20 protein-coding genes are annotated in these 26,139 nt (G+C 68.7%); 11 read left to right on the forward strand and 9 right to left on the reverse strand.

The genetic code is table 11. The features are described from left to right. A partial coding sequence (locus VNN10_09650) for an AarF/UbiB family protein (GenBank protein ID HXH22284.1) occupies positions 1–2,070 on the forward strand: 2,070 nt, incomplete at its 5' end. Between the two features lie 137 nt (positions 2,071–2,207). Here the strand turns inward: VNN10_09650 and VNN10_09655 are convergent. Then, on the reverse strand, positions 2,208–2,435 hold the full coding sequence (locus tag VNN10_09655; GenBank protein ID HXH22285.1) for a hypothetical protein: 228 nt from the start codon (positions 2,433–2,435) through the stop codon (positions 2,208–2,210). 291 nt (positions 2,436–2,726) lie between these two features. Between VNN10_09655 and VNN10_09660 the strand changes: the two genes are divergently transcribed. The 4 genes from VNN10_09660 (at position 2,727) to VNN10_09675 (ending at position 8,178) form a co-directional block, all read left to right on the forward strand. After that, positions 2,727–3,146, forward strand: coding sequence for a hypothetical protein (locus tag VNN10_09660; GenBank protein ID HXH22286.1), 420 nt, complete (start codon positions 2,727–2,729; stop codon positions 3,144–3,146). Between the two features lie 151 nt (positions 3,147–3,297). Beyond that, the gene (locus tag VNN10_09665) at positions 3,298–4,008 is read left to right on the forward strand and encodes a hypothetical protein (GenBank protein ID HXH22287.1); all 711 of its coding nucleotides are present in this window, start codon (positions 3,298–3,300) and stop codon (positions 4,006–4,008) included. A 41-nt stretch (positions 4,009–4,049) separates the two neighbouring features. After that, positions 4,050–4,532, forward strand: coding sequence for an ester cyclase (locus tag VNN10_09670; GenBank protein ID HXH22288.1), 483 nt, complete (start codon positions 4,050–4,052; stop codon positions 4,530–4,532). Between the two features lie 85 nt (positions 4,533–4,617). Next, positions 4,618–8,178, forward strand: coding sequence for an AAA family ATPase (locus VNN10_09675; GenBank protein HXH22289.1), 3,561 nt, complete (start codon positions 4,618–4,620; stop codon positions 8,176–8,178). On the opposite strand, the gene VNN10_09680 is transcribed toward VNN10_09675, so the two are convergent. Both VNN10_09680 and VNN10_09685 read right to left on the reverse strand, forming a co-directional pair. Next, positions 8,126–8,686 carry an AAA family ATPase gene (locus VNN10_09680; protein HXH22290.1) on the reverse strand — a complete coding sequence of 187 codons (561 nt, stop codon included), beginning with the start codon at positions 8,684–8,686 and terminating at the stop codon, positions 8,126–8,128. The two genes, VNN10_09675 and VNN10_09680, sit on opposite strands and share 53 nt — an antisense overlap. Before the next feature lie 108 nt (positions 8,687–8,794). Further along, complete coding sequence (locus tag VNN10_09685; GenBank protein HXH22291.1) at positions 8,795–9,052, reverse strand: hypothetical protein; 258 nt, start codon at positions 9,050–9,052, stop codon at positions 8,795–8,797. A 524-nt stretch (positions 9,053–9,576) separates the two neighbouring features. Here VNN10_09685 and VNN10_09690 point away from each other — a divergent pair. Continuing rightward, entirely contained in the window at positions 9,577–9,945 is a 369-nt protein-coding gene (locus VNN10_09690; GenBank protein HXH22292.1) for a response regulator, read from the forward strand. Between the two features lie 30 nt (positions 9,946–9,975). Here the strand turns inward: VNN10_09690 and VNN10_09695 are convergent, their stop codons facing one another. The 4 genes from VNN10_09695 to VNN10_09710 all read right to left on the reverse strand — a co-directional run bounded on the left by VNN10_09695 (position 9,976) and on the right by VNN10_09710 (position 16,555). Then, positions 9,976–12,660, reverse strand: coding sequence for a transglycosylase domain-containing protein (locus VNN10_09695; GenBank protein ID HXH22293.1), 2,685 nt, complete (start codon positions 12,658–12,660; stop codon positions 9,976–9,978). A 139-nt stretch (positions 12,661–12,799) separates the two neighbouring features. Further along, on the reverse strand, positions 12,800–13,984 hold the full coding sequence (locus tag VNN10_09700; GenBank protein HXH22294.1) for a serine hydrolase: 1,185 nt from the start codon (positions 13,982–13,984) through the stop codon (positions 12,800–12,802). Further along, the gene (locus VNN10_09705; protein ID HXH22295.1) at positions 13,981–15,189 is read right to left on the reverse strand and encodes a hypothetical protein; all 1,209 of its coding nucleotides are present in this window, start codon (positions 15,187–15,189) and stop codon (positions 13,981–13,983) included. The genes VNN10_09700 and VNN10_09705 overlap by 4 nt, the downstream gene beginning before the upstream one ends. Positions 15,190–15,673: 484 nt before the next feature. Continuing rightward, on the reverse strand, positions 15,674–16,555 hold the full coding sequence (locus VNN10_09710; GenBank protein HXH22296.1) for a haloalkane dehalogenase: 882 nt from the start codon (positions 16,553–16,555) through the stop codon (positions 15,674–15,676). A 409-nt stretch (positions 16,556–16,964) separates the two neighbouring features. Here VNN10_09710 and VNN10_09715 point away from each other — a divergent pair, with 409 nt between their 5' ends. Beyond that, complete coding sequence (locus VNN10_09715) at positions 16,965–19,886, forward strand: proline dehydrogenase family protein (GenBank protein ID HXH22297.1); 2,922 nt, start codon at positions 16,965–16,967, stop codon at positions 19,884–19,886. Positions 19,887–19,947: 61 nt separating this feature from the next. Here the strand turns inward: VNN10_09715 and VNN10_09720 are convergent, their stop codons facing one another. Next, on the reverse strand, positions 19,948–21,000 hold the full coding sequence (locus tag VNN10_09720) for a D-alanyl-D-alanine carboxypeptidase family protein (GenBank protein ID HXH22298.1): 1,053 nt from the start codon (positions 20,998–21,000) through the stop codon (positions 19,948–19,950). Positions 21,001–21,068: 68 nt separating this feature from the next. Further along, complete coding sequence (locus VNN10_09725; protein HXH22299.1) at positions 21,069–22,337, reverse strand: PQQ-dependent sugar dehydrogenase; 1,269 nt, start codon at positions 22,335–22,337, stop codon at positions 21,069–21,071. Positions 22,338–23,063: 726 nt separating this feature from the next. Here VNN10_09725 and VNN10_09730 point away from each other — a divergent pair. From VNN10_09730 to VNN10_09745, 4 genes are all read left to right on the forward strand, one after another. Continuing rightward, complete coding sequence (locus tag VNN10_09730) at positions 23,064–23,354, forward strand: hypothetical protein (protein ID HXH22300.1); 291 nt, start codon at positions 23,064–23,066, stop codon at positions 23,352–23,354. A 105-nt stretch (positions 23,355–23,459) separates the two neighbouring features. After that, positions 23,460–24,569, forward strand: coding sequence for a M23 family metallopeptidase (locus VNN10_09735; protein ID HXH22301.1), 1,110 nt, complete (start codon positions 23,460–23,462; stop codon positions 24,567–24,569). A gap of 156 nt (positions 24,570–24,725) precedes the next feature. Further along, the gene (locus tag VNN10_09740) at positions 24,726–25,901 is read left to right on the forward strand and encodes a thiolase family protein (protein ID HXH22302.1); all 1,176 of its coding nucleotides are present in this window, start codon (positions 24,726–24,728) and stop codon (positions 25,899–25,901) included. Between the two features lie 151 nt (positions 25,902–26,052). Continuing rightward, on the forward strand, positions 26,053–26,139 hold an 87-nt coding region (locus tag VNN10_09745), incomplete at its 3' end, for an MmcQ/YjbR family DNA-binding protein (protein HXH22303.1).

Genomic DNA, 26,139 nt, shown 5'->3' on the forward strand with positions numbered 1-26,139 from the left:
TTTATGACAACCGAAGTCTCCGGCGCCGTCCGGCGCATCGTCGTGGCCACGGACCGCTCGCCTTCGGCGGACGCCGCGGCGCGCTGGGCCGCGAACCTGGCCCGCAGCCAGGGCGCCGACATCGTAGTCGTGCAGGTCATCGTCCCGCCGCCTTCGCCGAACGGCGCCGGGGCTATCGTGTCCCCGGACCGCCTGGATGACGCCCTGTCATCGCTGACCCGCTTCGCGCGTGAGCTGGGTGGCGTCCGCGGCCGTGCGCGCGTCATCGTCGACGATGACCCCTCGACGGGCATCCTGCGCGCGATCGAAGAAGAAGACGCCGATGTCGTCGTTGTCGGCAACGTGGGCATGAGCGGGCGCAAAGAGTTCCTGCTCGGGAACGTCCCCAACCGCGTCTCGCACAACGCGCGCTGCACCGTGATCATCGTCAACACGGCTGCCGCCGAGCCTGAAGTTTCCACCGCCGCCGTGGGCGTGACTCCGGAGCGCCGCCTTCTGAGGCGCGCCTGGCGCCTGGGGCGCATCATGGCGCGCGCCGGCATGCGGGAGCTGCTGACCCGTCCCTCTACCGACGAGCGGGCGATCCGCGAGCGGGCGCGCCGGTTCCGCGACGCGCTGGACGCGTCCGGCCCGACATTCGCCAAGCTCGGCCAGATCCTCTCGACCCGGCCCGACCTCATACCGCCGTCCTTCCTCGAGGAGTTGCAGACCCTTCAGGAACAAGTCACCCCTCTCACCCAGGCCGAGGTAGTCGCAGCGATGGAGAAGGAGCTGCGCGTGCCCTGGGAGGACGTCTTTGCGAGCATCGACCCCGTGCCCCTGGCGGCAGGCACCATCGCCCAGGTGCACCGGGCGACCCTGGAGAGCGGCGAACGGGTGGTCGTGAAGGTCCAGCGGCCGACCGCCGAGCAGGACATCATGGACGACCTTGGCCTGCTGGAGATGTTCGTGCAGCGGGCCGGGGACAGGCCTGCCTTTCGGCGGGTCTTCGACCTTCCAGCGATCATCGACCACCTGTCTCAGTCCCTGCGCCGCGAACTGGACTTCCGGCAGGAGGCTGCGAACATCCGTCGCATGCGCGACGTGCTCGCCCCGTACTCACGGCTCGAAGTGCCGCTGGTCTATGAGGCCTACTCGACTCCGAGGCTGCTCGTGATGCAGGAAGTCCAGGGCGGCCCCGTGACCTCGGCGCCAGAGAGGCCTGAGCGGCGTGAAGCCGCGCGCCAGCTCCTCGAGTCCTTCTACAGCCAGATCCTCACCGAAGGCTTCTTCCACGCCGACCCCCACCCGGGCAACCTCAAGTGGTGGGACGGCAAGATCTACTTCCTGGACCTCGGCATGGTCGGCGAGGTGGAGGCCTCGATCCGGGAGTTGATGCTCCTCCTCCTGCTCGCCTTCGCGCAGGAAGACGCGTCCTTTCTCGCCGAGGTCGTGCTCATGCTCGCTGGCAGCGCCAAGCCGGGCCAGGATGTCGACGTTGGCTCCTTCCGCGAGGAAGTCGGCCGCATGGTGGAGAAGTATCGGCGCCTTTCCCTGCGAGAGCTGCAGTTGGGCCCGATCCTGCAGGAGATAACCGAGATCGGCCTCCGGCACCGCGTCCCCGTGCCGGCGTCGCTGATGCTCAGCGGTAAAGCCTTCGCCCAGATGCAGCTCATCGCGGCGGACCTCGACCCTACGCTCGACCCCTTCGCGGTCGCCGGCTCCTTCGTGATGCGCCACACGCTCGGCCGGCTCTCGGCCGCGGTAGACCCTCGGCGCGTGATGTACGAGGGTCAGAAGGCCTGGGTTCGCATCATGCGGTTCATCGAGGCGATCGAGGGTCTGACGGGCGCCCGGCCCGGCGGGAACCTGCAGGTGAACTTTCGCGGCACGGAGAACTTGGAGGAGACCATTGGCCGGTCCGCGCGCCAGCTCTCCCTGGCGCTCGCGATCAGCGCCTCCATCCTCGGTACCGCGATGTCCGCGAACTCCCAGCGGGTGCCGAAGTGGCTGCCAGCGACTCTGGGCGCCGCGGGCAGCGCGATGACGGGCATGCTTCTGCTGGAGTTGCGCCGCCGGCCGAAGAAGTAGGCGGCAGCCGCCAGGAATCCGGCCGCGGGGCGTGCCCTCGCCGGCGCCAGCACCCCCGGCTGCGAGCCTGACCTTCGGACCGGGCGCGCCGACCTGACGGCATCGAGATCCCGGGTTCGCCGGCGCCGTCCTCCCGCCTAGGGCTGCTCGTGGTGGTGTCGCGCGAAGTGGTGGCTCAGACTCGAGGCCTCGTGAGCCGATGACATGAGGCGCCTGAAAAGGCGCTGTCCCCATTCGGAGCGGCGGTGCCTTTCGCCAGAGGCCATCCGGTCCAGCGCCTTCTCCAGCACGAAGGCCAGGGCTTCGATCATCCCGCCCAGGACCGCGCGCTCCAACCGGTTCTCTATCCTCTGCCTTCGCGTCACTCGCGCAGTCTAGTCCGGGCCGCCCGCCAGCGCCATCGCAGCCCGGCGCGGCTGTGTGTTTCGCCGGAGTTGGCCTCTGCACGGCGGCCATGACAGTTTCCTGCTAGCGCTGGTGCTCTGCCTCCCGCCCCGGATTCGCGCCGGCGGGCGAGAAATCACTGCTTGCAAGGATGGCGCCGGCCCGGGCCGGAGCGACACTCCGTCTACGACAGGAGGCAGGAGGTGAGAGACATGGCAACGGCAGGTAGTCGCCCATCGGTAGGCGGTCCGATCGCAAGAAGGGGGAAGACAATGGCAATCTCTATCGGTCATCCAGCAGCACGGCGGTTCCATGTAAGCGGCCTGGCGGCAGCGGCGGCGATCGTCGCCCTGATGGGCGCGTCCGCCGGCATCGCCGCGGTCGCCCTGGACGGCGGCGGGGGCGCGGCCCTGAGCCGCCCGGCCACGCTGCAGCGCAGCGTGGGGCAAGGAAGCGCGCCCGAGTCGCTTACGGTAGTGATCGTGGGCTCGGTCCAGGACAAGGAGAGCTTCACTGCCGCCCAGCAGGCGGCGCGGAACATCCAGGAGGCGGGGGCGGAGACCCTGATGCTCGATAGCTTCCAGGTGCTCGTGGTCCCGCCCGGTGACGCGCAGGCATGGACCGCGCTCCGCGACGTGCAGGAGGTCCGCCTCCAGGAGGGCCTCGAGTTTACCGTCGTCGACTTGCGCTAGCGCCCTCGGTGGGTGGCCGGCGCCTCCCGGCCAGCCGCCGCGACGACAAGCGTGTCGGGGCCCGAGCCATTCGCGCGGGCCCCGCTCGCTTCTGTGATACTATGCGCGTTCTGGAACGCCGGGTGGGCCGCAGCCGAAAGAGGAAACCAACGTGCCACCGGAACATATGCCCAAGCACCTTGCGAAGGGCAGCATCGCCGCCCTTCTCGGCCTTCGTTACGAGGACATAGGCGACGCGTACCGGACGCTCGAAAACCTGCGCCGCGGCGTGCACCTGGCGGATGCCGGTACCTTCGATGATCCGCGGTTGAATCGCAGCCCAGCCGAGGTGCGATTGCTGAAACGCCACTTCCGCCAGGACTGGCTGGGCGAGAACGACCCCGCTAGGAAGCCGACCACCGGCTGGTGGCACGCGTGGAAGGGCACGCCGGAGCCGGTGCTGCGCGATGCGCTCATGCGGACCCTGGCCCTGGCGCTCGGTATCGCCCATGAGCCCAAGAACCCGGACCCCAGGAGCCAGCGCCCCGTGCGGGACACCCGGCTGCCGGTCGACGCCTACTGGGTCTGCGGCCTGCCAAAATTCGAGGCCTACATCTCCTGGAATGTCAGGCAGGTCACGCTGGTCCTTCTTACGCCGGGCTTCAGTAGCCCGGACCCGGAGGTGCAGCAGTTCCTCGAGGTCGAGGACTGGCCGGACGAGTCTGGTCATCCGGGCATGGGAGCGCTCATGCAACGCAGGGAAGGCATCCTCTTCGTGGGCCAGAACGTCGACAACAGCAGCGGCAGCGTGGCCCGCATGCTCAACGGGGTCGTCGTGAACAACCTGGACCTCAGCCGTGGAGGCATCGGCGCGCCGCTCTGATGCCGCCCGGGCTCCTGCCGTATCCAGCGAGGTGAACAAACATGGCTGGCGATTATCGGAAGCTCAGAGAACAGGTGATGGCGATTGCCCGCGACATTGGCTCGCTCGATCGCGATGGCCTGCGCGGCCAACTGGACCAACTCCTTTCCCCGGAGGCGCGCTGGGACTCGGACGTGTTCATCGACGGCGCCGGCGACCGGGCTGCCTTCGCGAGCCTCCTCGAAGACGTCAAAGTGGCCTTCCCGGACCTGGCCCTGGAAATAACGTCGACGTACGAGAGCGAGCGCGAGGGCGAAGTCGCCTTCGAGGCTGTGGTCACGGGCACCAATCATGGCTTCCTGGCCAATGCCGGCCCGACCCGCCGCCCGGTGCGGCTTCTCGTGAATGGGGTCATCGTCTTCGCTGAAGACCAGCGCATAGCGCGGCTGCGCACGACCTGGAATTGCGCCTACCTGATGGCGCAGTTGGGCATCAGGGCGCACATGCGGGCTGACCCACCTCGCCGCAGCCTGAGCGCCAGTTGATGGACGACTTGCGCCCGACGGCTTAGCATGAGCGGGCGGCGCCACGACGCCGCCCACGAACATGAGCTCGCCCCGTCCTGGCCCGGTGGTCGCGACGAAGAACCCACCCTTCGTCGGTAGGCTTCGTGAGCTCGAAGTCCTGACCCGGATCATCAGCCGCGCCCTTGCCGGGGAGCCCCAAGTCGCGCTGCTGCAGGGTGAGGCCGGGATCGGCAAGTCACGCCTGCTCCGAGAGGCCAGCCAGATCGCCGCCGCCAGGGACGCCGAGGTCGTACAGATCCGCTTCCTCGAGGACCCGGCGCCCCCGCTCGAGCCCTTCATCGCGTCCCTTGCCCCGCTGCTCGAAGACCTGCCGGACTGGGACGATCAGGTTGTCTCGCGCTGGCGTGCTGCCTCCGGCGAAGACGAGGCGCGCGTGGCCCGCGGGGCCCTTTTCCAGGCCCTCTCGTCTGGCCTGCAGCGCCTGGGCCGGGGGCGTCCGCTCCTTCTCGCCCTTGACGACCTGCAGTGGGCGGACGCGGCCTCGCTCGACCTCCTGGAGCACCTCGTGTTCTGGTTCGGCGCCGGTGCCGCCAGGGCCAAGGTGGCGGTCGCCGTGCTTGCGGCGCACCGGCGCCCGGAGCCCGAAGGGGCGTTCGCTCGTGCTGTCGCCCGCCTTCGCCGGGAGGACATCTGCACGCGGCTGGACCTCCGGCGGTTGGGACGCTTCGAGGTGGACGCTATTGCCCGCGGCCTGGGAGTGGCGGACCCATCGCCGCAGCTCGTCGACTGGCTCTTCCGGACGAGCGAAGGCAACGCCTTCATGGCTGTCGAGCTGGCTACCGCCGTCGCCCGCAACGGCGTCCCGGCCGATCAGGGGGTGCCGTTGCCGCGCGAGCTCACGGCGCCGGCCCTGGCGCGCCTTCAAGGAGTCGGGCCGGCATGCCGGGACCTCGTCATGACCGCGGCGGTGCTGGGCCAGCGGATATCGCTGGCGCTCCTCGCCGCCGTCAGCGGGCGCGAGGAAGGAGAGGTCGCCTCGTTGCTAGCGGAGGCGGAGGACGCCGGGCTTGGCTTTCTCCACGGCGAGGCCTTCGAGTTCGAGCACCCTCTGCTCCGCGCCGCCCTCTACAGGCGCCAGGCTCCCTCGCGGAGGCGCGAACTCCACCTCCTCGCCGCGCGGCGCCTGCAGGAGAGCGGTGCGACCGCGGACCCGGCCCTTGTGACGGAGGTCGCGCACCATCTGGTGGAGGCCGGGCCGCTTGCCCCCGCCGACTCGCTCGCCCGCTTCGCCAGGGCTGCCGGGGACGCCGCCCGGTCGGCACTTGCCTGGGCGGACGCGGCGCGCTTCTATCGCGCCCTGCTGGAGAGCCCCGCGGCCCAGGGCCTCGACCCTGCGGGCCGCGCGGACGTGCAGTACGCCTACGGTTACGTGCTTCACAGCGAGGGCGACCTCGCCTCGGCGCGGGCGATGTACCAGGCCGCGGCCGCCGCTTACGAGCAGCTGGGCAACAGGGCGGCGCTGGCGAAAGCACTGATCGAAAAGGTGAACGCCGAGCTCCAACCCGGAGGCCCGGGCGTGTCACCGGACATACGGCCTCTCGAGCAGCTCCTTGCCACCCTCGAAGACAGCGACCCACTCGTCGCTCCCGTCTGTGCTCAGCTGGCGGATGCCTACTTCTTCACTGGAAACGCCGAGGCGGGGAGAGAGCGGGCGCTGCGCGCCGCAGGGGCAGCCGCTCAGGCGGGCGACGCGAAGTCCGGCATGTACGCCAATCTGACCCTCGGCCGCATTGCCCTCCAGGCGATGGACGTCGATGCCTCGGTCGCGTACTACCGGGAATCGCTCCGACTGGCCCGGCTCGGACCGGATGCCTGGCAGCGTACGGCGCCGCTCCAGCGTGCGCCCAATGCGCTGCTCGCCCAGGGACGTCTGGACGAGGCGGAAGCTCTGGCGCGAGAGGGGTTTGAGAGCGGCCTGGAGTGCGGCACCTACGGCGGCGCGGCGCTGGCCGCCGCCACCCTAGCCGGCGTCGAGACGCTGCGCGGGGACTTTGACGCGGCGGAGCGCCTTTGCGCCGAGGGCCTGCACCTGGTCAGGCGCTCCGGCTACCGGTGGGCCCTTCCGGCGCTCGCCTCCGCCCTCGTCGGCGCCCGCGTTGCTTCTGGCGCGGCAGCGCTGGCCCGTGAAGCTCTCGACTCTCTTTTCGAAGGGGCCGGTGGCGCTCGCTCCCTTCGCGCTTACATCGATGCGCATGAGGCCGTTGTCGAAGGCCGCTTACCCCCGGCCGATTCCCGCCTCGCTCTGCGCTGGCGGGGCGACATGGACGACCTTCCCAACCTCTGCGCCGCCGTGGACGCGCTGCACCTGGCGGGCAGGCTTCCGGAGGACCCGCGCACGTACGCTGCCTTGAAAGCGGCCTGCGATGAGGGAGGCGTGCGCTTTGAGCCCGGCCTCCCCTTCCTGGTGCCGCGCATTCTCGGCCTTCTCGCCTCCGCCGCCGGGCTGCAGCGCGAGGCGCGCGACCACTTTGGCCGCGCCATCGAGATTGCATCCGCGACCGGCGCGAAGTTGGAGCTCGCGCGGACGCGTCTGGACTTGGCCCGTGCGTTGGCGCAGGCTGGCGCGGCCCGGGAGGCGCGAGAACAGGCGGAGGCGGCGGCGGCGCTGGTCGCCGGACTTCGTTCCCGGACGCTTACCGCCATCGCCCACTCGCTGGCATCGAGCCTGGGCATGGCGAAAGCCCCTGAGCGGTCGCCCGGCGGCCTCACTTATCACGAAGAAGCGGTGCTCGAGCAGTACGCCGCTGGCCGCCCCGCGGAAGCGATAGCAGGCAGCCTGGCGATGAGTCCCTCGACGGTCCAGTCGACGCTGGAGGTGGCGCAGGCCAAGGTCGGCGTTACCGACCCGGGCTCGGCGGCCGGATTCCTCGTTGCCTCGCCGGCGGCCGGCAGACGGCGCGCCGCTGCCGTCATCCTTTTCACGGATGTAGTCGAATCCGTGCAGCTCACCGAGAAGCTCGGCGATGAGGCCGCACATGAGGTCGTCCGGCGTCTGCACGAAGCCCTTCGCAACGCGATCCTCGAGCACAGCGGGGAGGTTGTGCCCGGCGTGCTCCTCGGCGACGGGCTTCTTGCGACCTTCGCCTCGGCGAGCCAGGCGCTGGCGGCGGCCCTGGAGATACGCCGGAAGGCCGAGAGCCAGGGCGTGAGCCTGCACATTGGGCTGCACGCGGGGGACGTGATCCGGGAGGGCGCCGTGATCTCGGGAGGGGCCGTGAACATCGCCGCGCGCATTCGCGACGCCTGCCCTCCCGGGTCGATCCTCGCCTCCAGCACCGTGCGGGAGCTTGCGATGACTTCATCCGGGGCCGTATTCGAAGACCTTGGGATGCAGACGCTGCGGGGTATCGCCGAGCCGCGGCGGCTTTACGCCGTGCACCCGGCCTCGCAAAGACCCGCCTCCTATCCGGACAGGCTCTCCGAGCGCGAGGTAGAGGTCTTGAAGCTGCTCGCTGCCGGGCGCAGCAATCAGCAGATTGCGGACGAGCTGGTGATCAGCCTGAACACGGTCCTTCGCCACGTCAGCAACATCTACGCCAAGGTCGGCGCGGCTAACCGGGCGGACGCCGTCTCCTACGCGTACCGCCACGGGCTGGCGACGTGACGCGCGCCGGACTGCCCTGAGGCTCGCTCGCAAGCGCCACCAACCTAGCCACCACCTCTTCGAGGGGCGCACTCGTGTCGATCTCGAGGGTGGCCCGCCGGCGCAGGAGCGGCTCGATCTCCTCGCGGTCGCGCAGTATCTTCTCTCGCTCCTCCGCGCTTTTGCCGAAGGAGTTCGTGTTGCGGGTGGCCAGCCTCCGCAACATCACGTCTACGGGCGCGCTCAACAGGACGACGTGGTCGAGGCCGCTGTAGAACTGTCCCTGGTTGGCAGCGCAGCCGCTGATGAACAGGACGTCCGCGTCCTCGGCCGCGAGAAGGTCACGCACTCGGCCTTCGCGCCACAGCCATTCGCGGACCGGCGGCCCGCCCGGAGTAAGGGTGACCTCGCGATACTCGGACCAGTCCGGATGGTCGATGTCGACGGCCTTGAAGCCCCGCGCCGCAAGCTCTTTGACGACGGTGGACTTACCGGTCCCGGACATGCCGGTTATGAGGATTCGCTTCACGCCCCAAAGCATAGCCTCTCGGCAGCGCGACCCTGCGGCCATGCTCTCGCACGCCCGAGGGCGCCTTGGGCCGCTAGGTGGCGCCGGTCTCGAGGCTCGAAGCGCTGGCTAATCGCTGGCGATTCCCTGCGAGGCGTGTTCAACCGTCGCCGCGTATTCCTGGCTAGGCAGGTCGCTGGCGGGCGCCGGCGCCTCGCGCATTGCTCGCGTCCACATCAGGGTGCGCGCGCGCGAGGCGAGGCAGCCCGGACAACGGCAGACCAGGCGGCTCTGGTTATTGGCCTGGAATGTCTTCGATTCCGCCAGTAATTCGACGAGCGACAGGTAGGACGCGGCCACCTGCTCCGCCTGTTCGAGGATGTCCATCTCCCTCATGGTCCCCTCCATCAGCCTGCCAGGGAATGCGTGGCCAGGCTTCGCACTCTTGAACAATCATCGGGTCAGCGAGGGGCGCACTTAAGACCCAACCGGCAGAAACCAGGGCCGCGGATGGACCGGACTCACACCGGCTTTCGGCCCTGACGCCACCTGCAGGTTGTACCGGCGGCGATAGGGCCGCTCGGAAAGAGAGAGGACGGGCCGGTCGCCCGTCCTCGTTGAGCTAAATGGGGTCTCCGGACTCCGGGAAGAAAGGTGCCGGGGGACTGGGTCGGGTGATCAGAGCGCCGGAGACCACCTGATCAACGTATAGCAGCGCGATCCTCTATGAAGTATCAAGATCAGACTCAGGAATGTGTAGGACGCATTCCGCGGCAATCGCAACCGCCGCATAGAATTCCTGACGCCTCGTTGGCGGAGCGTCGCGAAGCCATCCATCTGGCATGGATTTGTAACAGTTGCGCGCCTACCAGAGGCGCTCCTTGGGGACGGCCTTCTCGTAGGCTGCACGGGTGCGACCGGAGAGACCGGCCGTCCTCGTCATCGATGATGAACCGGCAATCGGCCGGATGCTCACCGTCCTGCTGAACAGCCTGGGCTGCGAGACGCTCGTCTCGCCTACCGCTGAGGACGCGCTGGCGCGGCTTGACCGCTTCGAGCCGCGCCTGATGTTCGTAGCGGTGCGCCTCCCAGGCATAGACGGCGTCCAGTTCGTGGAGCACGTCCGCTCGGACTCCCGGCTCAGCAGGACCCCTGTCTATCTGATGTCCGCGTTCGACGAGCCGGCCTTCCACGCCGGTGACGGCTTCGTCCCGAAGCCCTTCGATGTCGACGTCGTGTACGACATCGTCCAGCGCGAGGTCTTCGCGGCGGGCTCCTGACGCCGGTCGATCCCGAGGACGCCGGCGCTGTCAGCGCGATACGTTGACCGTTACGGTCGCGACGATCGGGCCCCGCACGGCGTCCTGGACCGTGAGGCGAAGGGTGTACTGGCCCGGAGGAAGGCCGGCAGTGGACCAGGTCGCCAGGGCGTCACTGACGACAGGCGTACTCCACTGGCCGATCGACGACCAGACTCCGCTCGGCCCGGAGTATTCGAGGCGATAGTAGAGCATGTCGGGGCTGGACGCGGTACCGCGAACCACGACGGCGCCGGAGACGCTGCCTCCGCCGGGTGACGCGATGGCCGCGGAGCCGCCCGCTGGCGCCGCGCGCGTCGGCTCCGGCTGCTGAGGAGCCGGCTGCGGGGCTTCGGGCGTCTCCACCGGGCGCAGCTCGACGAACTCCGTCGGCGTCGTAGGCTCGGCCGGCATGCCGGTGCGCCTGTCGACCGCCCGCATGCCCGGTGGGACCTCGAGGGGCGGCGGCTCTTGTCTCGCGGCGCCATCGTTACCGCCACGCACAACCCAGTCGTCGGCGCACTGGCCCGGGCGGCTGGCGCCCGTCCTCAGGGCGGGCGCGCCCGGCGCCGGCGCGAACACCGTGGACGGCAAGGCCGGGGCATGCATGCACGTGCGCGATCTCGCCACGCCCGCCGGCTGCTCCCACGGCGTCTGAGGGCGGCCGGCGTATGCGGCCAGCATCGCGTCACGCATGGCGCGGAAGGAGATCGAGGTGCTCAATATGTTGACGAGAGGACTGTTGTCGGAATTGCCCGCCCAAACGCCGACCACGAAGTCGCGCGTGTAGCCGAAGGCCCATGTTTCGCCTATCTTGCCGCGGTTCGGGCCCCGCGGGTCGTAGGGTTGGCTGGTGCCGGTCTTCACGGCCACCTGGTAGCCGGGCACCTGGATGCCGCCACAACCGAAGGTCACGCAGGTTGCTCGCGGGTCCGTGAGGATATTCGTCACGAGAAAGGCGTGCTCTTCGGGCAAGATCCGCCGCTTCCGGCGCTCGCGTTCGATGTCGAACCGCACTTCGCCGCGAGCGTCGGTGACGCGCAGGATCGAGACAGGCTGGAGCTGGCTCAGGTCCGGCCTGCCGGGCGCGACCGCGTCCTGGCCAACCATCACGCCTCCGTTCGCCAGGACCGTGTACCCGTAAGTCAGTTCCGCCGGGGTGAGGTCGACTCCGCCGATGGCGATCGAAGGGCCGTACTGGCCCACCAGGGTCGTGAAGCCCAACTTCTTCGCCTGCTGCACTACCTTGTCCACGCCGACGATCTGGGCAGCCTTGAAGGCGGGGACGTTCAGGGAATTGCCGAGGGCGTCGCGGATGGAGATGTTGCCCCGATAGCTGTTTACGGTTGGGTTTTGGGGCTGAAAGACGTCGCCGTTCACTTCCCGGTAGGTGATGGGCGAGTCCTGGATGATCGTGCCAGGGCTCCACCCCAATTCCAGAAAGGTGGTCAGATACACGAAAGGCTTGAAGGACGACCCCGGCGAGTTCCGGGCGAGAAGGTTGTTTACCTGTCCGTCGATGTCCTCGCGGTAATAGTCGCGGGAACCGATCATGACGAGGACCTCACCGTTGTCCGGGGTCATGATCATCATCGCGCCGTTGTGGGTGTTAGAGCTTGCCTCGAAGGCCTGTATCCAGCGCTCGAGGATCTCCTGCGAGCGCCTCTGCAGTTCGAGGTCCAGGGACGTCGTCACGATGAGGCCGTCGTGCAGGACGGCGCTGCGTCCATACATTGCCTCCAACTGCGGGCCGACGTAGGTCAGGACAAAATGCGGCGCCTCGATCGGGAACCTGGGAGGAAGCACCTCGACGGGCTCCTGCATCGCCGCCTGGATCTCAGCCTGGTCCGGTACGAAATAGACGTCCTGCCCGATGGCGATGCGCGGATGGCTGGCGAGCAGCGCCAGCACGTCGTTGCGCCGCTCGATGGCGGCCTGTAGCGAGGTGCGTGGGTCGTAGGAAGCCGGCGACTGCGGGATGCCGGCGAGCAGGGCCGCCTCGGCGAGCGTCAAGTCCTTGGCCGGCTTGCCGAAGTACCCCTGGCTGGCCGCTTCGACCCCGGAGTAGACGCCGCCGTAGTTGATCTGGTTGACGTACCATTCCAGGATCTGCTTCTTCGGATATCGCTTCGTAAGCTCCAGGGCATACACGACCTCTCGCATCTTTCGGTCGATGGATCGCTTTGTCCTGTCCTCGGGAGATATGTAGACGTTCTTTACCAGCTGCTGGGTGATGGAGCTGCCGCCCGCGCCCTCAAGCAGGTCCTTGTCGTCCTGGAAGGGGTTCAGGTTTTCCAGCGCGGCACGGACGAGCCCCTTGTGGTTGACGCCCGGGTTGCTGAAGAAGTTAAAGTCCTCCGTGGCGATCGTCGCGGCCAGGAAAGCCGCGCTTACGTCGGACAACCTGACCGGATTGCGCAGACCTTCGCGGTCATCGACGTACTGGTAGAGGAGGACGCCGTTGCGGTCGTAGACCCGCGCGCCGGCCGACGGCCTGTTGACCGCCGCCTCTTCCGGCGGCACAAAGTCGGCCGCATAGCTGCGGTACAGCGCGATGGCCAAGGCCACCACGACGATCAGGCCCACAACCAGCACGGCGGCCAGGCCGGCCGCGAACCTGCCTGCAGCCGCCGCGAACGCCTTCAGGGCCGGCTTGCCGCCAGGATCGAGCGCACTGCGGGCTCGGCTCGCTGCCAAAGGGTCACCTCGAAGTCGGCTCTGACGAAAAGGGTGGCGCCGAAACACCTTCAAGAGTCTAGGCCGCAGGAGGTAACGCGAGCGCCCTGCCCGTGATGGGGGCTCTATTTCAATCCCATTCGCGCCAACCGTCGCGAGGCTAGCGGCAGGCGTTCGCCGTGTTGGCGAAGGCCCAGTCGAAGAGGGCAGCGGAGTCTGCGTAGCGGTCCTCACTGCTGAAGACGGCAAGCACGAGTTCCCTGCCGTCACGGGCCGCGGCCGCCACGATCGTCTGCCTGGCGTTAGTGGTGTAGCCGATCTTGACGCCGAAGGCGCCCGGGTACGTCTGGAGAAGCCGGTTGCCGTTTTTCATCAGGATCCGGACATCGCCTGGGGTTTCGTACTGAGGCTGGACGCTCATCGCCGCCAGCACGCCGTTGTTCAGAAACGCGCGGCCGGCGCGGGCCATGTCCAGCGCTGTGGAGAAGTGACCGGGCTGGTCCAGGCCGTGCGGGTTGCTGAAGTGCGTGTTCACCATGCCCAGCTCACTGGCCTTCTGGTTCATGGCGGCTACGAATCCCGGCACGCCTCCAGAGACCGCGTCTGCCAGGGCGAGGGCAGCGTCATTGCCACTCGGGAGCAGGAGGCCGTACATGAGGTCGCGCACGCTGAAGCGCATGCCAGGCTCGATCCCCATCACCGATGAGTCCGTGTGCCTGATCATCCACTTCGCGCTTACGTCACGGACCTCCACCACGCGGTTGAGGTCGGCGCGCTCGGCGACCACCATCGCCGTGACTATCTTCGTGACGCTGGCCGGCGCCAGCCGCGCGTTCTCGTTCTTGCCGGCGACGGCCGCGCCGCAGGAGCGCTCGATGATGGCGTACGAAGCCGCGCTCACTGCCGGCGGCGGCACGACGGCTGCTGCCGGAGGCGCAACCGTGGGGACTGCAGCCGTCCGCGGGGCCTGGGATGGCGGCGCCGCGGCGCCTACGTCAGCGGCGTCTTTCGGAGAAGAGCCTCCATCCCCAGGGCATCCGCCGCCGCAGGCGGCAGCTGTCTCCGACGCCTCGGCGGCCGGGACCCCGGAGGATGTGGCCGCTGCCGGCTCGAGGTCGGAGTCCTGCAGGTCAAGGTGATGCTGAGACGTCAGGGACCTGGGCGGGGCCAGGCCCCCGGCAACCGTGAACGTCACCGGTTCGCCCGCCGGCGCCGCCGCTGTTCCCTCGAAGGCGGACAGCAGGCGCGACGTCACGACCAGCAGTCCGATGGAGATGGCCGCCACACCAAAGAAGACCGTCCAGGCGTGGCCGCGAGAGTCGATGGATGGCCTGTCGTCGATCATCGCGTGGCACCTGTGGGGTTCGCCCAGAAGCTGCGGAAGCGGCGAGCCGGCTGGGGCGACGCCTTGCCCTCCCGCGCCGGTGCACGGTCGAGGTCTTCGATGCCCTGCCGCGGGGAAGTTGCTTCCTTTGCGCCACCCAGCGCGCCCGCGACTGGCAGCTCCGGCGCCGGAGTGAGATTCGCCGCAGGCGGCGGCGGGCTCGCGAAGTTATCGCTGGGAGGCTGACTCTTGTAGAGGAAGTCCCAATCGTTGCCGTAGAACTCGTTGGGCAAAGGCTTCTTCTCGTTGAGCACGTCGAAGACCACGGGGTTCGCCGTGCCGAACCGCCAGACCGACACGGCCCACATGTCCAGCCGGCGCGCATGGTCGACGAACCGGTGCCAGGAGCCGGGATCGGCATTGCCCGAGCCAACGGGCCGTATCGGCATCCAGTACTCGCCGAAAACGGCCTTCGCCACGTCCAGGATCAGCTCCGGCGTCACGCCCTCCGGCCCCACGTGAAAGCCGCGTTCGCGTAGCAGACGGTGGTTGGCGGAGGAGTTGAAAGTCGGCCAGTAGGTCTGGGGCGCGATCTCGTTGGAGAAGGCCGCGAACTCCCGCATGGGGACCTGCTCCACCTGCCAGGGGCGCGGATCGGGAGCGACCGAGATCCAGGCGTGAGGATGCAGGCGCCTCAGTTCAGCGCCGAAGGCCCGCGCGGCTTCCGGCGTCCCCTGCCAGAAGCTACCTCCGTCCGAAGGCTCCAGGTCCAGCACCATGCTGCGCGCGCCGTTGGCCAGCACCTCGGCGCACATGTGGGCCTCCCGGATCGGGTCCAGGCCCTTCACCACGCACCAGGCGTGAAAGGGCACGCCCCCGGTCTCGAAGAAGCTCGCCAGTTCGCGCACCTTCGCGCCCCCGGTTACCGCCGTCGGGTTGCGGTCGTAGCGGGCCATCCAGTTCGTGCCGTCGTGGGTCTTGAGGATGATCCCGACGCCGTAGAAGGCTAGGTGGGACCTGACCTTCTCGATCGTGCCGTCGGTGCCATGGTCGAACTGCCATACCCAGGCGAGGTGATGGTTCCCCGGCTTCTGGAACTCCGCCGCTGCCGCCCGGCGCTGTTTCGGGCCTCGGCCCGCCAGGGCCAGTGCCCCGAGGCCGGTGGCCCCGGCAATTGCCGATTTAAGGAAATAGCGTCTCGGATAGCTGTTCGCGCGGTCGCCCAAGAGTTACCCCCTGTGCTCGGGCGAAGCGCGTCTGGGGACGGCGCAGGGCACAGTAATGCCCGGCCTCCGCGTCCCCGAAGGACCTCGCCCGACTTGGGGCGAGCGCGAACGAGCCGGGCATTCTTCGAGACTCGGCGCCTTGCCGGTGTGCCGGTCCCGTGCCTAGAATCTGGGTGCGGCTAGGGCTCTGTTCGCGCAGCGCCCTGTTGTGTGCCCCGCGGGCTGCGACCCGTCGGGGCACTTTGCTTGATTGCTCTTGTTATGGTGGCTAACGTGCTGCCGGTACTACCCCCGAATCCCCATCTTCCCACGGCCGTCGCGACCGTTCCCGGTACCTGACCCACCCTATTGTCTTTATCGTATAGAGTCAACGGTTTGGCATATCAGAAGCATATAGGCGCGTTGCAGTTTGGCCCTTACGGAGGCGCGCCTCCTGCCCGGAAGATGGGCAGGTCTACTCGACGGTGGGGGACGGGCCGACGGCCTAAAGGGTCGCGTACCAGGCTGCGAGCGCCTGGCCGATTTCGTCCGGAGAGTCCTCCTGGATGAAGTGCAGTCCCCGGACCGTAGTCTCCGTCTGGTTCGGCCAGCTCCGGCAGAATTCGCGCTGGGCGCCCGTGAGGATGGAGCCGGGGTCAGCGTTGATGAACAACTTCGGCAAGGGGGAGGCGCTCAGCCAGTCCGCGTACGCCTGTACGGCCGCGACCACATCCGCCGGCTCGCCGTCGATGGGGATTTCCCGGGGCCAGGTCAGTGTGGGGCGACGGGACTCGCCCGGCTGGACGTACGGCGCGCGGTAGACTGCCATCTCCTCTTCCGTGAGGCCGCGGAGCACGCTGCCTGGCAGAATGCGCTCCACGAACAGGTTGCGCTCCAGCACCAGCTCCTCGCCGGCCCCGGAGCGCATACCCTGGAAGATGCGGCGCGCCTGCTCCGGCCATTCGGCCCAGGTCAGAGGGCGGACGATCGCTTCCATGTAGGCGACGCCCTTGACAGCGCGCTCGTGGCGGTGCGCCCAGTGGAAGGCGAGGGCTGAGCCCCAGTCGTGGCCCACGAGCGTGACCGCCCGGTTGAGGCCGAGCGCCTCGAACCAAGCGTCGAGGTAGCGGGCGTGATCGAAGAAGCGGTAAGAGCCGGTGCCCGACTTCCCAGACCGCCCCATACCCACGAGGTCGGGGGCGAGGCAGCGCCCCATCCCGCTCAGGTGCGGAATGACGTTTCGCCAGAGGTAGGACGACGTCGGGTTTCCGTGCAGGAGGACGATCGGGTCGCCCGAGCCGGTGTCCACGAAGGAGATCGTCGTGTCCAGGACCGGGATCGAGCGCCGCGGATGCGGGTCTGCTGCTGACGGGTGGGCTGAGGGCACGTCCGTCAGCTTTCAGCCCAGGTGACGTCGGCCTCCCCGGTGGGGCCGATGGCGCGCTCCAGCGCCTCCAGCAACTGCTGGCTCGCCCCGTTGGCGCGCAAGAGGCTCACGGTCTCCTGGTTTATGTAATAGGCGCGGTCTTCCTCGAACTCCTCCTCGAGCTGGTCGATGAGGAACTCGATGTCCTCCTCGGTGACATCGCCCAGGTACTCGCCCGTCTGGTCGTGGTAGAGCCTTATGACCCACCTCCAGCAAGCTGTCCGCGAGCGAACATAGCAGACAAGCGGGCGTTAGTCATCACTGGCCGCGCCGAACCTAGCGCCACAGGCAGAGGCCGTCCCTGGGGAATTCGGAGGCCGCGAGGACCGGCCTGTAACGGGCAGCCCCGGACTCCCGTACCATTGTGCCCGTGGAGTCCGAGATCCAGGCCCTTGGCCGCCGCCTTCTGGAGGCCGCAAGACATCGCGAACCGCTGACCCTCAGTCCCGAGTGGTGGCAGGAACGGGTCCTCAACTGGGCGACCTCTGACCCGGACTTCCGAGTAAAGCTCCTGCGCTTCGTGGACGTCCTGCCGGCCTTGAGGTCCGGGCGCGCCGTGGCCGATCACATCCGTCAGTACTTCCGCGGGCCGGCGCCGACACTAGTGCACGTTGGCTCGGAGCTCGCCAGTGCGCCGGTGTTCCGCCCCGTTGTCTCCCAGATCGTGCGGCGCGGCGTCTACGCCATGGCGCACAGGTTCATCGCCGGGGAGACGCCGGATGCGGCGGTGCCGCGGCTACGCGAGCTGGCCGCCGATGGCGTCGGCTACACGGTGGACCTCCTGGGCGAGGCCACCCTGTCCGAGGCCGAGGCCGACGTCTACCTGCAGCGGTACAGCGAGCTCATCGAGGCCTTGAGCGCGAAGGCGCCGGGCCCGGACGGCGGTGTCTGGCAGGGCGTGCCGCGGGTGAACATTTCGGTGAAGCTCACGGCGCTGTACTCGCAGTTCGAACCGGCTGCGCCTGACCACGTCAGCAAGGAAACGAGGGAGCGGCTGCGGCCCCTGATGCGGCGCGCGCGGGAGGCGGACGCCTTCATAAACGTGGACATGGAGCAGTACCGCTTCAAAGACGCCGTCCACCGGGTGTTCGCCGACATGCTGCTCGAACCTGAGTTCGCGGAGTTCACCGGCGCCGGCATCGTTGTCCAGGCCTACCTCAAGGACGCGCTCGCGGACCTTGAGCGCCTGCGGCGCCTGGCCGAGCGGCGTGGCGCACCCTTTAGCGTGAGGCTGGTCAAGGGCGCCTACTGGGAAGAGGAGCGCATCGTTTCGTCCCGGAACTCCTGGGAGCCGCCGGTCTTCGAGGACAAGGCGGCCACGGATGCGAACTTCGAGCGGTGCACGGATGCCCTGCTGGACGCCTGGCCGCAACTGAGGCCGGCCTTTGGCACCCACAACCCGCGCTCGATCGCCCAGGCGGCGGTCAAGGCAAGGGAGCGCGGGCTGCGGCCCGAGGACATCGAGTTCCAGATGCTGTTTGGCATGGCGGAGGAGTTGCGGACGGCAGTCGCGGCCGAGGGTTACCGCACACGGGTGTACGTACCCGTGGGGCAGGTAATACCGGGCATGGCCTACCTGGTCCGGCGGCTACTGGAGAACACCTCGAACCAGTCCTGGTTCGTCCGAGAGGCCCTCGCTGGCTCTCCAGAGGAGCTGCTGGCCCCACCGCTCCCGGCGAAGCCTGCGCCCGCTAGCCCCAGGGCCGCCTTCGTGAACGCAGCCCCGACGCCGTTCTTCGTGCCCGAGAGCCGCGAGCAGATGCGCGAGGCACTGCGTCACGTCGAGTCCGGCTTCGGGCGCCGCTACCCTCTGCTCCTCGGCGGCGACGAGGTCGCCAGGCGCCCGGTGGCCGAGGTGCGCTATCCGGCGGACCCGGCGCGTGTCGTGGGCCTGGTCGCCCAGGCCTCGCGCGAGGACGTAGACGCCGCCGTGGCCGAGGCGCGTCGCGCCCAGCCAGCCTGGCGGGATGCGCCGGCTGCCGAGCGCGCCACGGTGCTGCGCCGCGCCGCGGCCATCCTCGAGCGCCGCCGCTTCGAGCTCGCGGCGACGATGGTCTTCGAGAGCGCGAAGCCCTGGCACGAGGCCGACGGCGACGTCGTCGAGGCCATCGACTACCTCAACTACTACGCGGCCGAGGCAGAACGGCTTGGACGCCCGCTCCCTCTGGGCGACGTGCTGGGCGAGGAGAACGAGTACCGCCTCGAAGGTCGCGGCGTCGCCGCGATCATCGCCCCCTGGAACTTCCCCCTGGCGATCATCTGCGGCATGACGGCAGGCGCTCTCGCTTCCGGCTGCGCCGCGGTCCTGAAGCCGGCGGCCCAGTCGCCGATCATCGCCTTCAAGCTCGTCGAGGCGCTGCGCGAAGCCGGTGTGCCTGACGCGGTCGTGCAGTACCTTCCCGGGCCCGGTGGCGAGATCGGACAGGCGCTGGTCGAGCACCCGGGAGTCGACAACATCGCCTTCACGGGCAGCAAGGAGGTCGGACTCGGCATTGTCCGCGCTGCCGCGGAGGTGCGGCAAGGCCAGGCCAGCGTCAAGCGCGTCCTGGCGGAGATGGGCGGCAAGAACGCGATCATTGTCGACGAAGATGCCGACCTCGATCAGGCGGTGCAGGGCGCCGTCATCTCGGCGTTCGGCTATGCCGGCCAGAAGTGCTCGGCCTGCAGCCGCCTGATCGTCTGCGGCAGCGCCTACGACGAGGCCGTGGCACGCCTGGCGGCCACCGTGGAGAGTCTGGTGGTGGGCCCCGCTCACGACCCCGCGACCTTCGTGCCGCCCGTGATCGGCGCCTCGGCTCGCGAGCGGATCGAAGGCTACGTCCAGGCCGGCAAGTCGACGGCCCGGCTGCTGGCGCGCGGCGCCGCGCCCGAAGGTCCGGGCTACTATGTGGCCCCGACAGTCTTCGTGGACGTCGACCCTGCTGACAGGCTGGCCCGGGACGAGATCTTCGGGCCGGTGCTCAGCGTCTTCCGCGCGCGCGACTTTTCCGAGGCGTTGGGGCTCGCCCTGGACTCCGAGTTCGCCCTGACGGGCGGCGTGTTCTCCCGCAATCCGCGGCACATCGACGAGGCCAGACGCGCCTTCCGCGTCGGCAACCTTTACATCAACCGCAAGATCACCGGCGCCATCGTCGGCCGCCAACCCTTCGGCGGCCTGCGCATGTCGGGCATCGGCGACAAGGCGGGTGGGCCGCACTATCTGCTGCAGTTCATGGAACCGCGCGTGATCTCGGAGAACACTATGCGACGCGGCTTCGCCCCGGAGGGCCACTCGCAGCACACGGCCCAGTAGGCCGCAGGCCCAAGAAGGCCGCGAAGCGAGCGGCCCCGCTCCCGAGCCACGTGCGCCTGTTCTAGCTCGGGCAGGCGCTGCGAGTGTTTTCGAAGGCCCAGTTCAGAAGGCGCACGGGGTCCCAGTACAGGTTCCAGCTCCCAAACACGGAAGCGATCAGGAGGCGGCCGTTGCGCTGGACACCCGTCACGATGGTGAAATCCGCCGTCTCCGTGTAACCCGTCTTCACGCCCACCGCGTCGCTGTAGGCGTAGATCATCTCGTTATTGTTCCAGAGGGTGGGGCCGCTCCACCGCGGCGTGTAGTTCTTCGTGTTGACCACTTGCTTGAGGAAAGGCTCCTGAAGCAGGGCGCGTCCCAGCAGCGCCATGTCCAGGGCCGTCGAGTAATGGCCGGGCGCGTCGCGGCCGTCGGCGGTGACGAAGCGTGTGTTCACGAGCCCCAGCCGCCGCACCTCGTCGTTCATCCAGCCGACGAACCGGTCCCGGCCGAGGTGGTCGGCAAGGGCAAGCGCGGCGTCGTTGCCGGAGACCAGCATCATGCCGTACAGCAGGTCCTGGACCGACAGGCGCATCCCCGCTTCCAGCCCCATGATCGTCGAGTTGTCGTCGGAAGCGAGGTCCCAGCCGTTGATCTTGACCTCCACCATGTCGTTCAGCCGGGCGTGCTTCAAAGTTGCCATTGCCGCCGCCATCTTCGTCAGGCTTGCCGGCGGCCGGCGTTCGTTCTCGTTGAACCCGTACAGGAGTGCCCCGCAGGAGGCCTCGATGATGGCCGCCGACTTACCTCCGATCTCGGGCGGAGGCGTGTTGCCCACGGCGACCGACCGCCACCTATTCGGGTCTTGGCCGCAATAGGCGCAGGGCGTGGGGCCGGAGACGACGGCCACGGGCCGCGCTTCCACCTGGGCGCCGGCGCAAGCCGCATCGGGACACAGTGTCCCCGCTGACTCCTGGACGTCTTCGCCGGCCGAACGGCCGAGGCCGATCCAGGCCCCGAGCGAAATCGCGCCGAGAAGGAAGAAGACCGCGAGGGCGGGAAAGCGAGGCGCCGGGCGCCGCTGCCTGCGCAGCGGCGTTGACGTCGTTCGGAGGGGACGTGAGGGCTGCTGCATCGCTCCTCGCCGTAGTCTGCCCCGCGGCCTCAGGCTAGCACAGGCCTCGTGACGGGCGCGACCGTGACTCAGCGGGCGGTGAGACGGAATATCCCAACACTCTCGCCGTGCGCCAGGGCGTAGATGTTGCCGGCGGAGTCGACCGCGAAGGAACTGATCCGGATGTTGGAATCAGCAATCTCCATCTGCTCCGTGACGGCCTCGCCGTTGTAGCGAAGCGCCCAGACCTTGCCGCTGCAGTAGTCGCCGTAGACGTAGGCGCCCTGCAAGGACGATATGCGCCCGCCGCGATAGACGAAGCCTCCCGTTACGGAGCAGTTCGGCGAGGCCGTAGGGTACTCGGCGACGGGTAGCACCGTGCCGGCCGGATTGCAGTTCGGGCCCCGCGCCGGCGTGCAGCGCGACCCTTCCAGTTGAGGCCAGCCGTAGTTCTGGCCGCGGCGAATGATGTCGATCTCCTCGGTGGCATTCTGGCCAACGTCGCCGGCCCAGAGGTCACCCGTGAGCGGGTCGAACGAGAAGCGCCAGGGGTTGCGCAGGCCGTAGGCCCAGATCTCCGGCCGCGCGTCCGCCCGACCCACGAACGGGTTGTCTGGCGGGATCCGGTACGGCGCCGCTTGGCCCGGGCCTGCGACATCGATCCTCAGGATTTTGCCCAGCAGGACGTTCAGGTTCTGCGCGCGGTTGCCGGGGTCATTGGCCGAACCGCCGTCCCCGAGGCCCACGTAGAGGTAGCCGTCCGGGCCGAATGCGATCTGTCCGCCCTTATGGTTCGGGAAGGGCTGAGGGAACTCCAGCAGAACCGTCTCTGACCCGGGATCGGCGCGCGAGCGGTCCGCGGACGCCATGAAGCGCGAAAGAACGGTGCGCCGTTCTCCGGGCCTGGCGCTGTAGTAGAGGTAGAGGGCGCCGCTGCGCGCGAAGTCCGGCGCGAAGGCGAGGCCGAGCAGGCCTTCTTCGTTGCCGCTCGTGCTCACGCGCTCGCTGATGTCCAGGAAGACGCTCGCGCTCTGCGCGTCCGGCCGGTCCTGGAAGACCCAAACGATGCCTCGCTGTTCCGTAACCACGAAGCGCCGAGAACCATCGGGGACTTCGTACATGCCCGTCATCCGGGTGAAGCTGAGCGCCGGGAACACCCGCTCCAGCGCCACCGGAGCCAGCGCCGCCGACGAAGCGGCCGTTGGCGTGGGCGATGCGGCAGCGCCCGCGCCCGTCGGAGCCGGGACAGCGCTCCCGTTAGTCTGCTGCTGAGCCGGAGATGGTGCGGCATCCCCGTCTCCGCAGGCTGCCAGGGCTGCCGCGACGATCAGGACGGAAGCAAGGCGTCTCGCTATCACCAGCCCTCCACGAAAGATCCCCGCGGCCGATCGCCCCCCGCGCGCGGGAGCGCCTCTCTTAACACTTACGTCCTCGACAGCCGGGGCGGCTCAAACGGCCGTAAAACGAGTGTAAATCCCTGCGTCGAAGCGGCGCCCGCCGCAACGTTGACTGCCGCGCCCTCAGCCGAAAAGATCGCCTCATGTCCGGACCTCCCTGGTCCCGCGTGCTGCTCCTGTCCGTCGTCCTGACCGCCGTGTCCCTGGCAGCGGCGTGCGGCGATGATGACAAGCCCGGGCCGACGCCGACCGAAGGGCCGGCCGCCGGCAGCGGTCGCGCCGTCGCCGCCGCCCGCACGGCGCTGGCGCAGTGGCTTGGACCCGTGGGCGACCCCACGGCGATTACCTTGAAGTCAGTCGAGGCGGTCACCTGGCGCGATGGCTGTCTGGAGCTGGCCCGCGCCGGCCAGGGCTGCACACTGGCCCTGGTCGAGGGCTTCCGGGTGCGACTCGGGCTCGGGAGTGCCACCTACGAGGTGCGCACGGACCAGAGCGGCGGCATCGCGCGCTGGGCCCCGGGCCGCAGGCCCTGGTGCGCTTCAATGAGGCCGGTCCCAGCGTCCTCGAGTTCACGACCGACGATGGCCGCCCGCTCGTGGCGCAAGCCGTGCCCGGCACGCAGTTCGGCGTGCCGGCTCGCGACCTCTGCCGGGGCGACCCGGTGTCGATTGCGGTCGCTGATGCGTGGTGGAGGACGTCCTTTTCAGCCACCCTGCTGTCGCGGACGTCGCCGTCATCGGAGTGCCGGACGCGCAGTGGGGCGAGACGGTGAAGGCGATAGTGGTCCTGAAGAAGGGCGCCTCAGCGAGCGAGCAGGAGCTGATCGACTTCTGCCGGGACAAGCTCGGCGGCTTCGAGCGTCCGCGCTCGGTGGACTTCGTAGAGGCGCTGCCCAGAAACGCCTCCGGCAAAGTCCTGAAGCGCGAGCTACGCGAGCCGTACTGGCAGGGCCAGACCCGCAGGGTCGCCGGCTCCTAGCTCGAAGGCGTCGCCTGACTTCGGCGGCGAGGGAAAAGGCGCGCCCGGACGAAATTGATAGATTAGGGCCCGAAATAGCCGGGGCCCGGGTGCCGATACTACTGCGTGTGGATCAGGTACGCTGACCTCTGGATGAAGCTCGCCGTGGGCGCTGTCGTGGTTGCCCTTGGCGGCCTGGCGCTCGTGCTCTTCGTGTTTTCTTCGGGCGAGGAGCGCCCACCCACTTCTACGGGCATAACTCTGCCGACCCCTACGCCCCAGGTGCCCACGCTCCGGAACGTGACCTTTCAGGTCGCTGCCGCCAGCCAGCGCCAGTTCGGCTGGCCGGCGGACGGCGCTGTGCGCCGGTACTTCGGCACCGCCGGCTCGACGGGCATAGACATCGCCGTGGAGGGCGCCGCGGACGTGCCGGTGCGCGCCGCGGCCGGCGGCCGCGTGATTTTCGCGGCCGGCAACCCCTGTTGCGAGTACGGGCTCACAGTCATCGTCGACCATGGGAACGGCTTTACGACGCTCTACGGCCACCTGTCCGAGATGTTCGTGGTCTTCGGGCAGGAGGTGAAGCAGGGCGACTGGCTCGGTCTCGTCGGCTCGACCGGGAACGCGCCCGTGAGACAACTGCACTTCGAGGTGCGGCGGGGAAGCGAGTACCTGGACCCGCTCCGCTTTCTCGCTTACCAGGAGCGAAACGCTTACAGCGTCCAGACGGCCCAGTGCCCTTCAGAAATGCTGCGCATCGACGTCGCTTCCACCGTTGGCCTCACATTCCTGCCGACTTCGGCCCTGGAGTTTCAGGTGGAGAGCGCAAAGCTGTCGCTGCGCAGCGGCCCGGAGGCGTCCAGGCCGCCGACGGTGCGCGCGACGGGCGACAGCGTGACGATTACGGTGCCGGAGGCGGCGGCCGCGAGCGGTGAAGCCTTCCGCTACACGCTCGAGACCGTGTTACGCCAGGGCGATGCGACGGCCACCATCGTCTGCACTCTGGAGCTCGCCTACCGCCGGACGCTGGAGAACCCGCCGGAGCCCGCTGTCCAGGCGCCATCCGTGCCACGCGGCCCCGTCGACGAACCACCCCCAGCCACGGCTTCCCCGACGCCGATAACGGCGGCACCCACGGCGACCGCCACGAAAACGGGCGCCATTGCCTCGCCAACCCCTCGCGGGCTCCAGGGGCTGCGGACGCCTACGCCCCAGCCTCCGCGCGGCCTGCGCTGAGGGCCGGCCTCGCGCCGGGCGGCTCATAGCCGCGCTCCCAGCAACCCTCAACCCGCGCCGGGCGACCCGATTCCCTAGACTTGGCGACTCGGGTGCTGCCATAATTCCGATTACTTCCCGCCTTTAGGCTGCCGTTCTTTACGAAAGGGGTAGACGATGGAGGACGTTGTTCTCGTCAGCGGAGTGCGCACGGCGATCGGCAAGTTCCAGGGCGGCTTCGCCAACACGCCGGCCTCCGACCTTGCGGCGACCGTTATCCGCGAGGCCGTCAACCGGGCCGGCATCCAGCCCTCCCAGGTAGACCAGGTGGTACTGGGCTGCGTTGGCCAGGTGATGGAGGACGGCTACATCGCGCGGCACGCCGCCGTGAAGGCGGGCCTGCCCATCGAGGTCCCCGCCTACACCGTAAACCGCATTTGCGGCTCCGGCCTGGAGGCGATCAACACCGCAGCGCGCTGGATCCAGACCGGCGACGCGGAAGTGGTCGTGGCCGGCGGCGCCGAGAACATGACGATGATGCCGTACTACCTGCGAAACGCCCGCTCTGGCTATCGCATGGGCCACGGAGAGATCGAAGACGGGATCATCCACCTCCTCACCGACCCCTTCAACCGCTACCACATGGGCGTGACGGCGGAGAACCTCGCGGACGAGTTCGAGGTGCCGCGCGAGGTCCAGGACGAGTACGCGCTCCGAAGCCAGGAGCGCGCCGCGGCCGCCATCGCCGCCGGCAAGTTCAAGGACGAGATCGTGCCCATCGAGGTCACGGTTGGGCGCGAGAAGGTGGTCATCGACACGGACGAGCACCCTCGGGCGACGACGATGGAAGCGCTGGGGCGCCTGCGGCCCGCCTTCAAGGAAGGCGGCAAGGTGACCGCCGGCAACGCCAGCGGCATCAACGACGGCGCCGCGGCGGTGGTGGTCATGAGCCGTCGCAAGGCGGAGGAGCTGGGCGTGAAGCCGCGGCTGCGCCTCGTGGCCCGCGCCGAGGCCGGCGTGCGCCCGGAGATCATGGGCTCCGGCCCCATCCCGGCGGTGCAAAAGGTCCTGCAGAAGGCCGGCATGACGATCGACCAGATCGACGTGGTCGAGCTGAACGAGGCCTTCGCTTCGGTCGCTGCCGCGTGCTCGGCTGCCCTGGGCCTCGACCCGGCGAAGGTGAACCCGAACGGCGGCGCCATCGCCCTCGGCCACCCCATCGGCGCAACCGGCGCGATCCTGACGGTGAAGACGATGTACGAGCTCGAGCGCACGGGCGGACGCTACGGCCTGGTCTCACTCTGCATCGGCGGCGGCCAGGGCATCGCGACGATCTTCGAGCGCGTGAGCTGACGCCGCCCCGGCCCCTCTGTCTCGCGGGGTAGGGGCAGACCGAGGCCAGCCGGGCCGCCTCTACTGGACAGCGACCAGGAGAGACGGGCCAGCAGCCCTCTGTCAGGCTCGCTGCGCTCGTGGCCGGTGCGCGGCCTGTAAAATCACCGCCATGCACGCGGACGGCGCTATCGAACGCCTGCGCACCATTTGCCTTGCCCTGCCGGAGGCGACGGAGAGGTTGAGCCACGGTGAGCCG

This window comes from Dehalococcoidia bacterium (assembly GCA_035574915.1).
In the GTDB taxonomy this organism is placed as follows: Bacteria; Chloroflexota; Dehalococcoidia; order DSTF01; family WHTK01; genus DATLYJ01.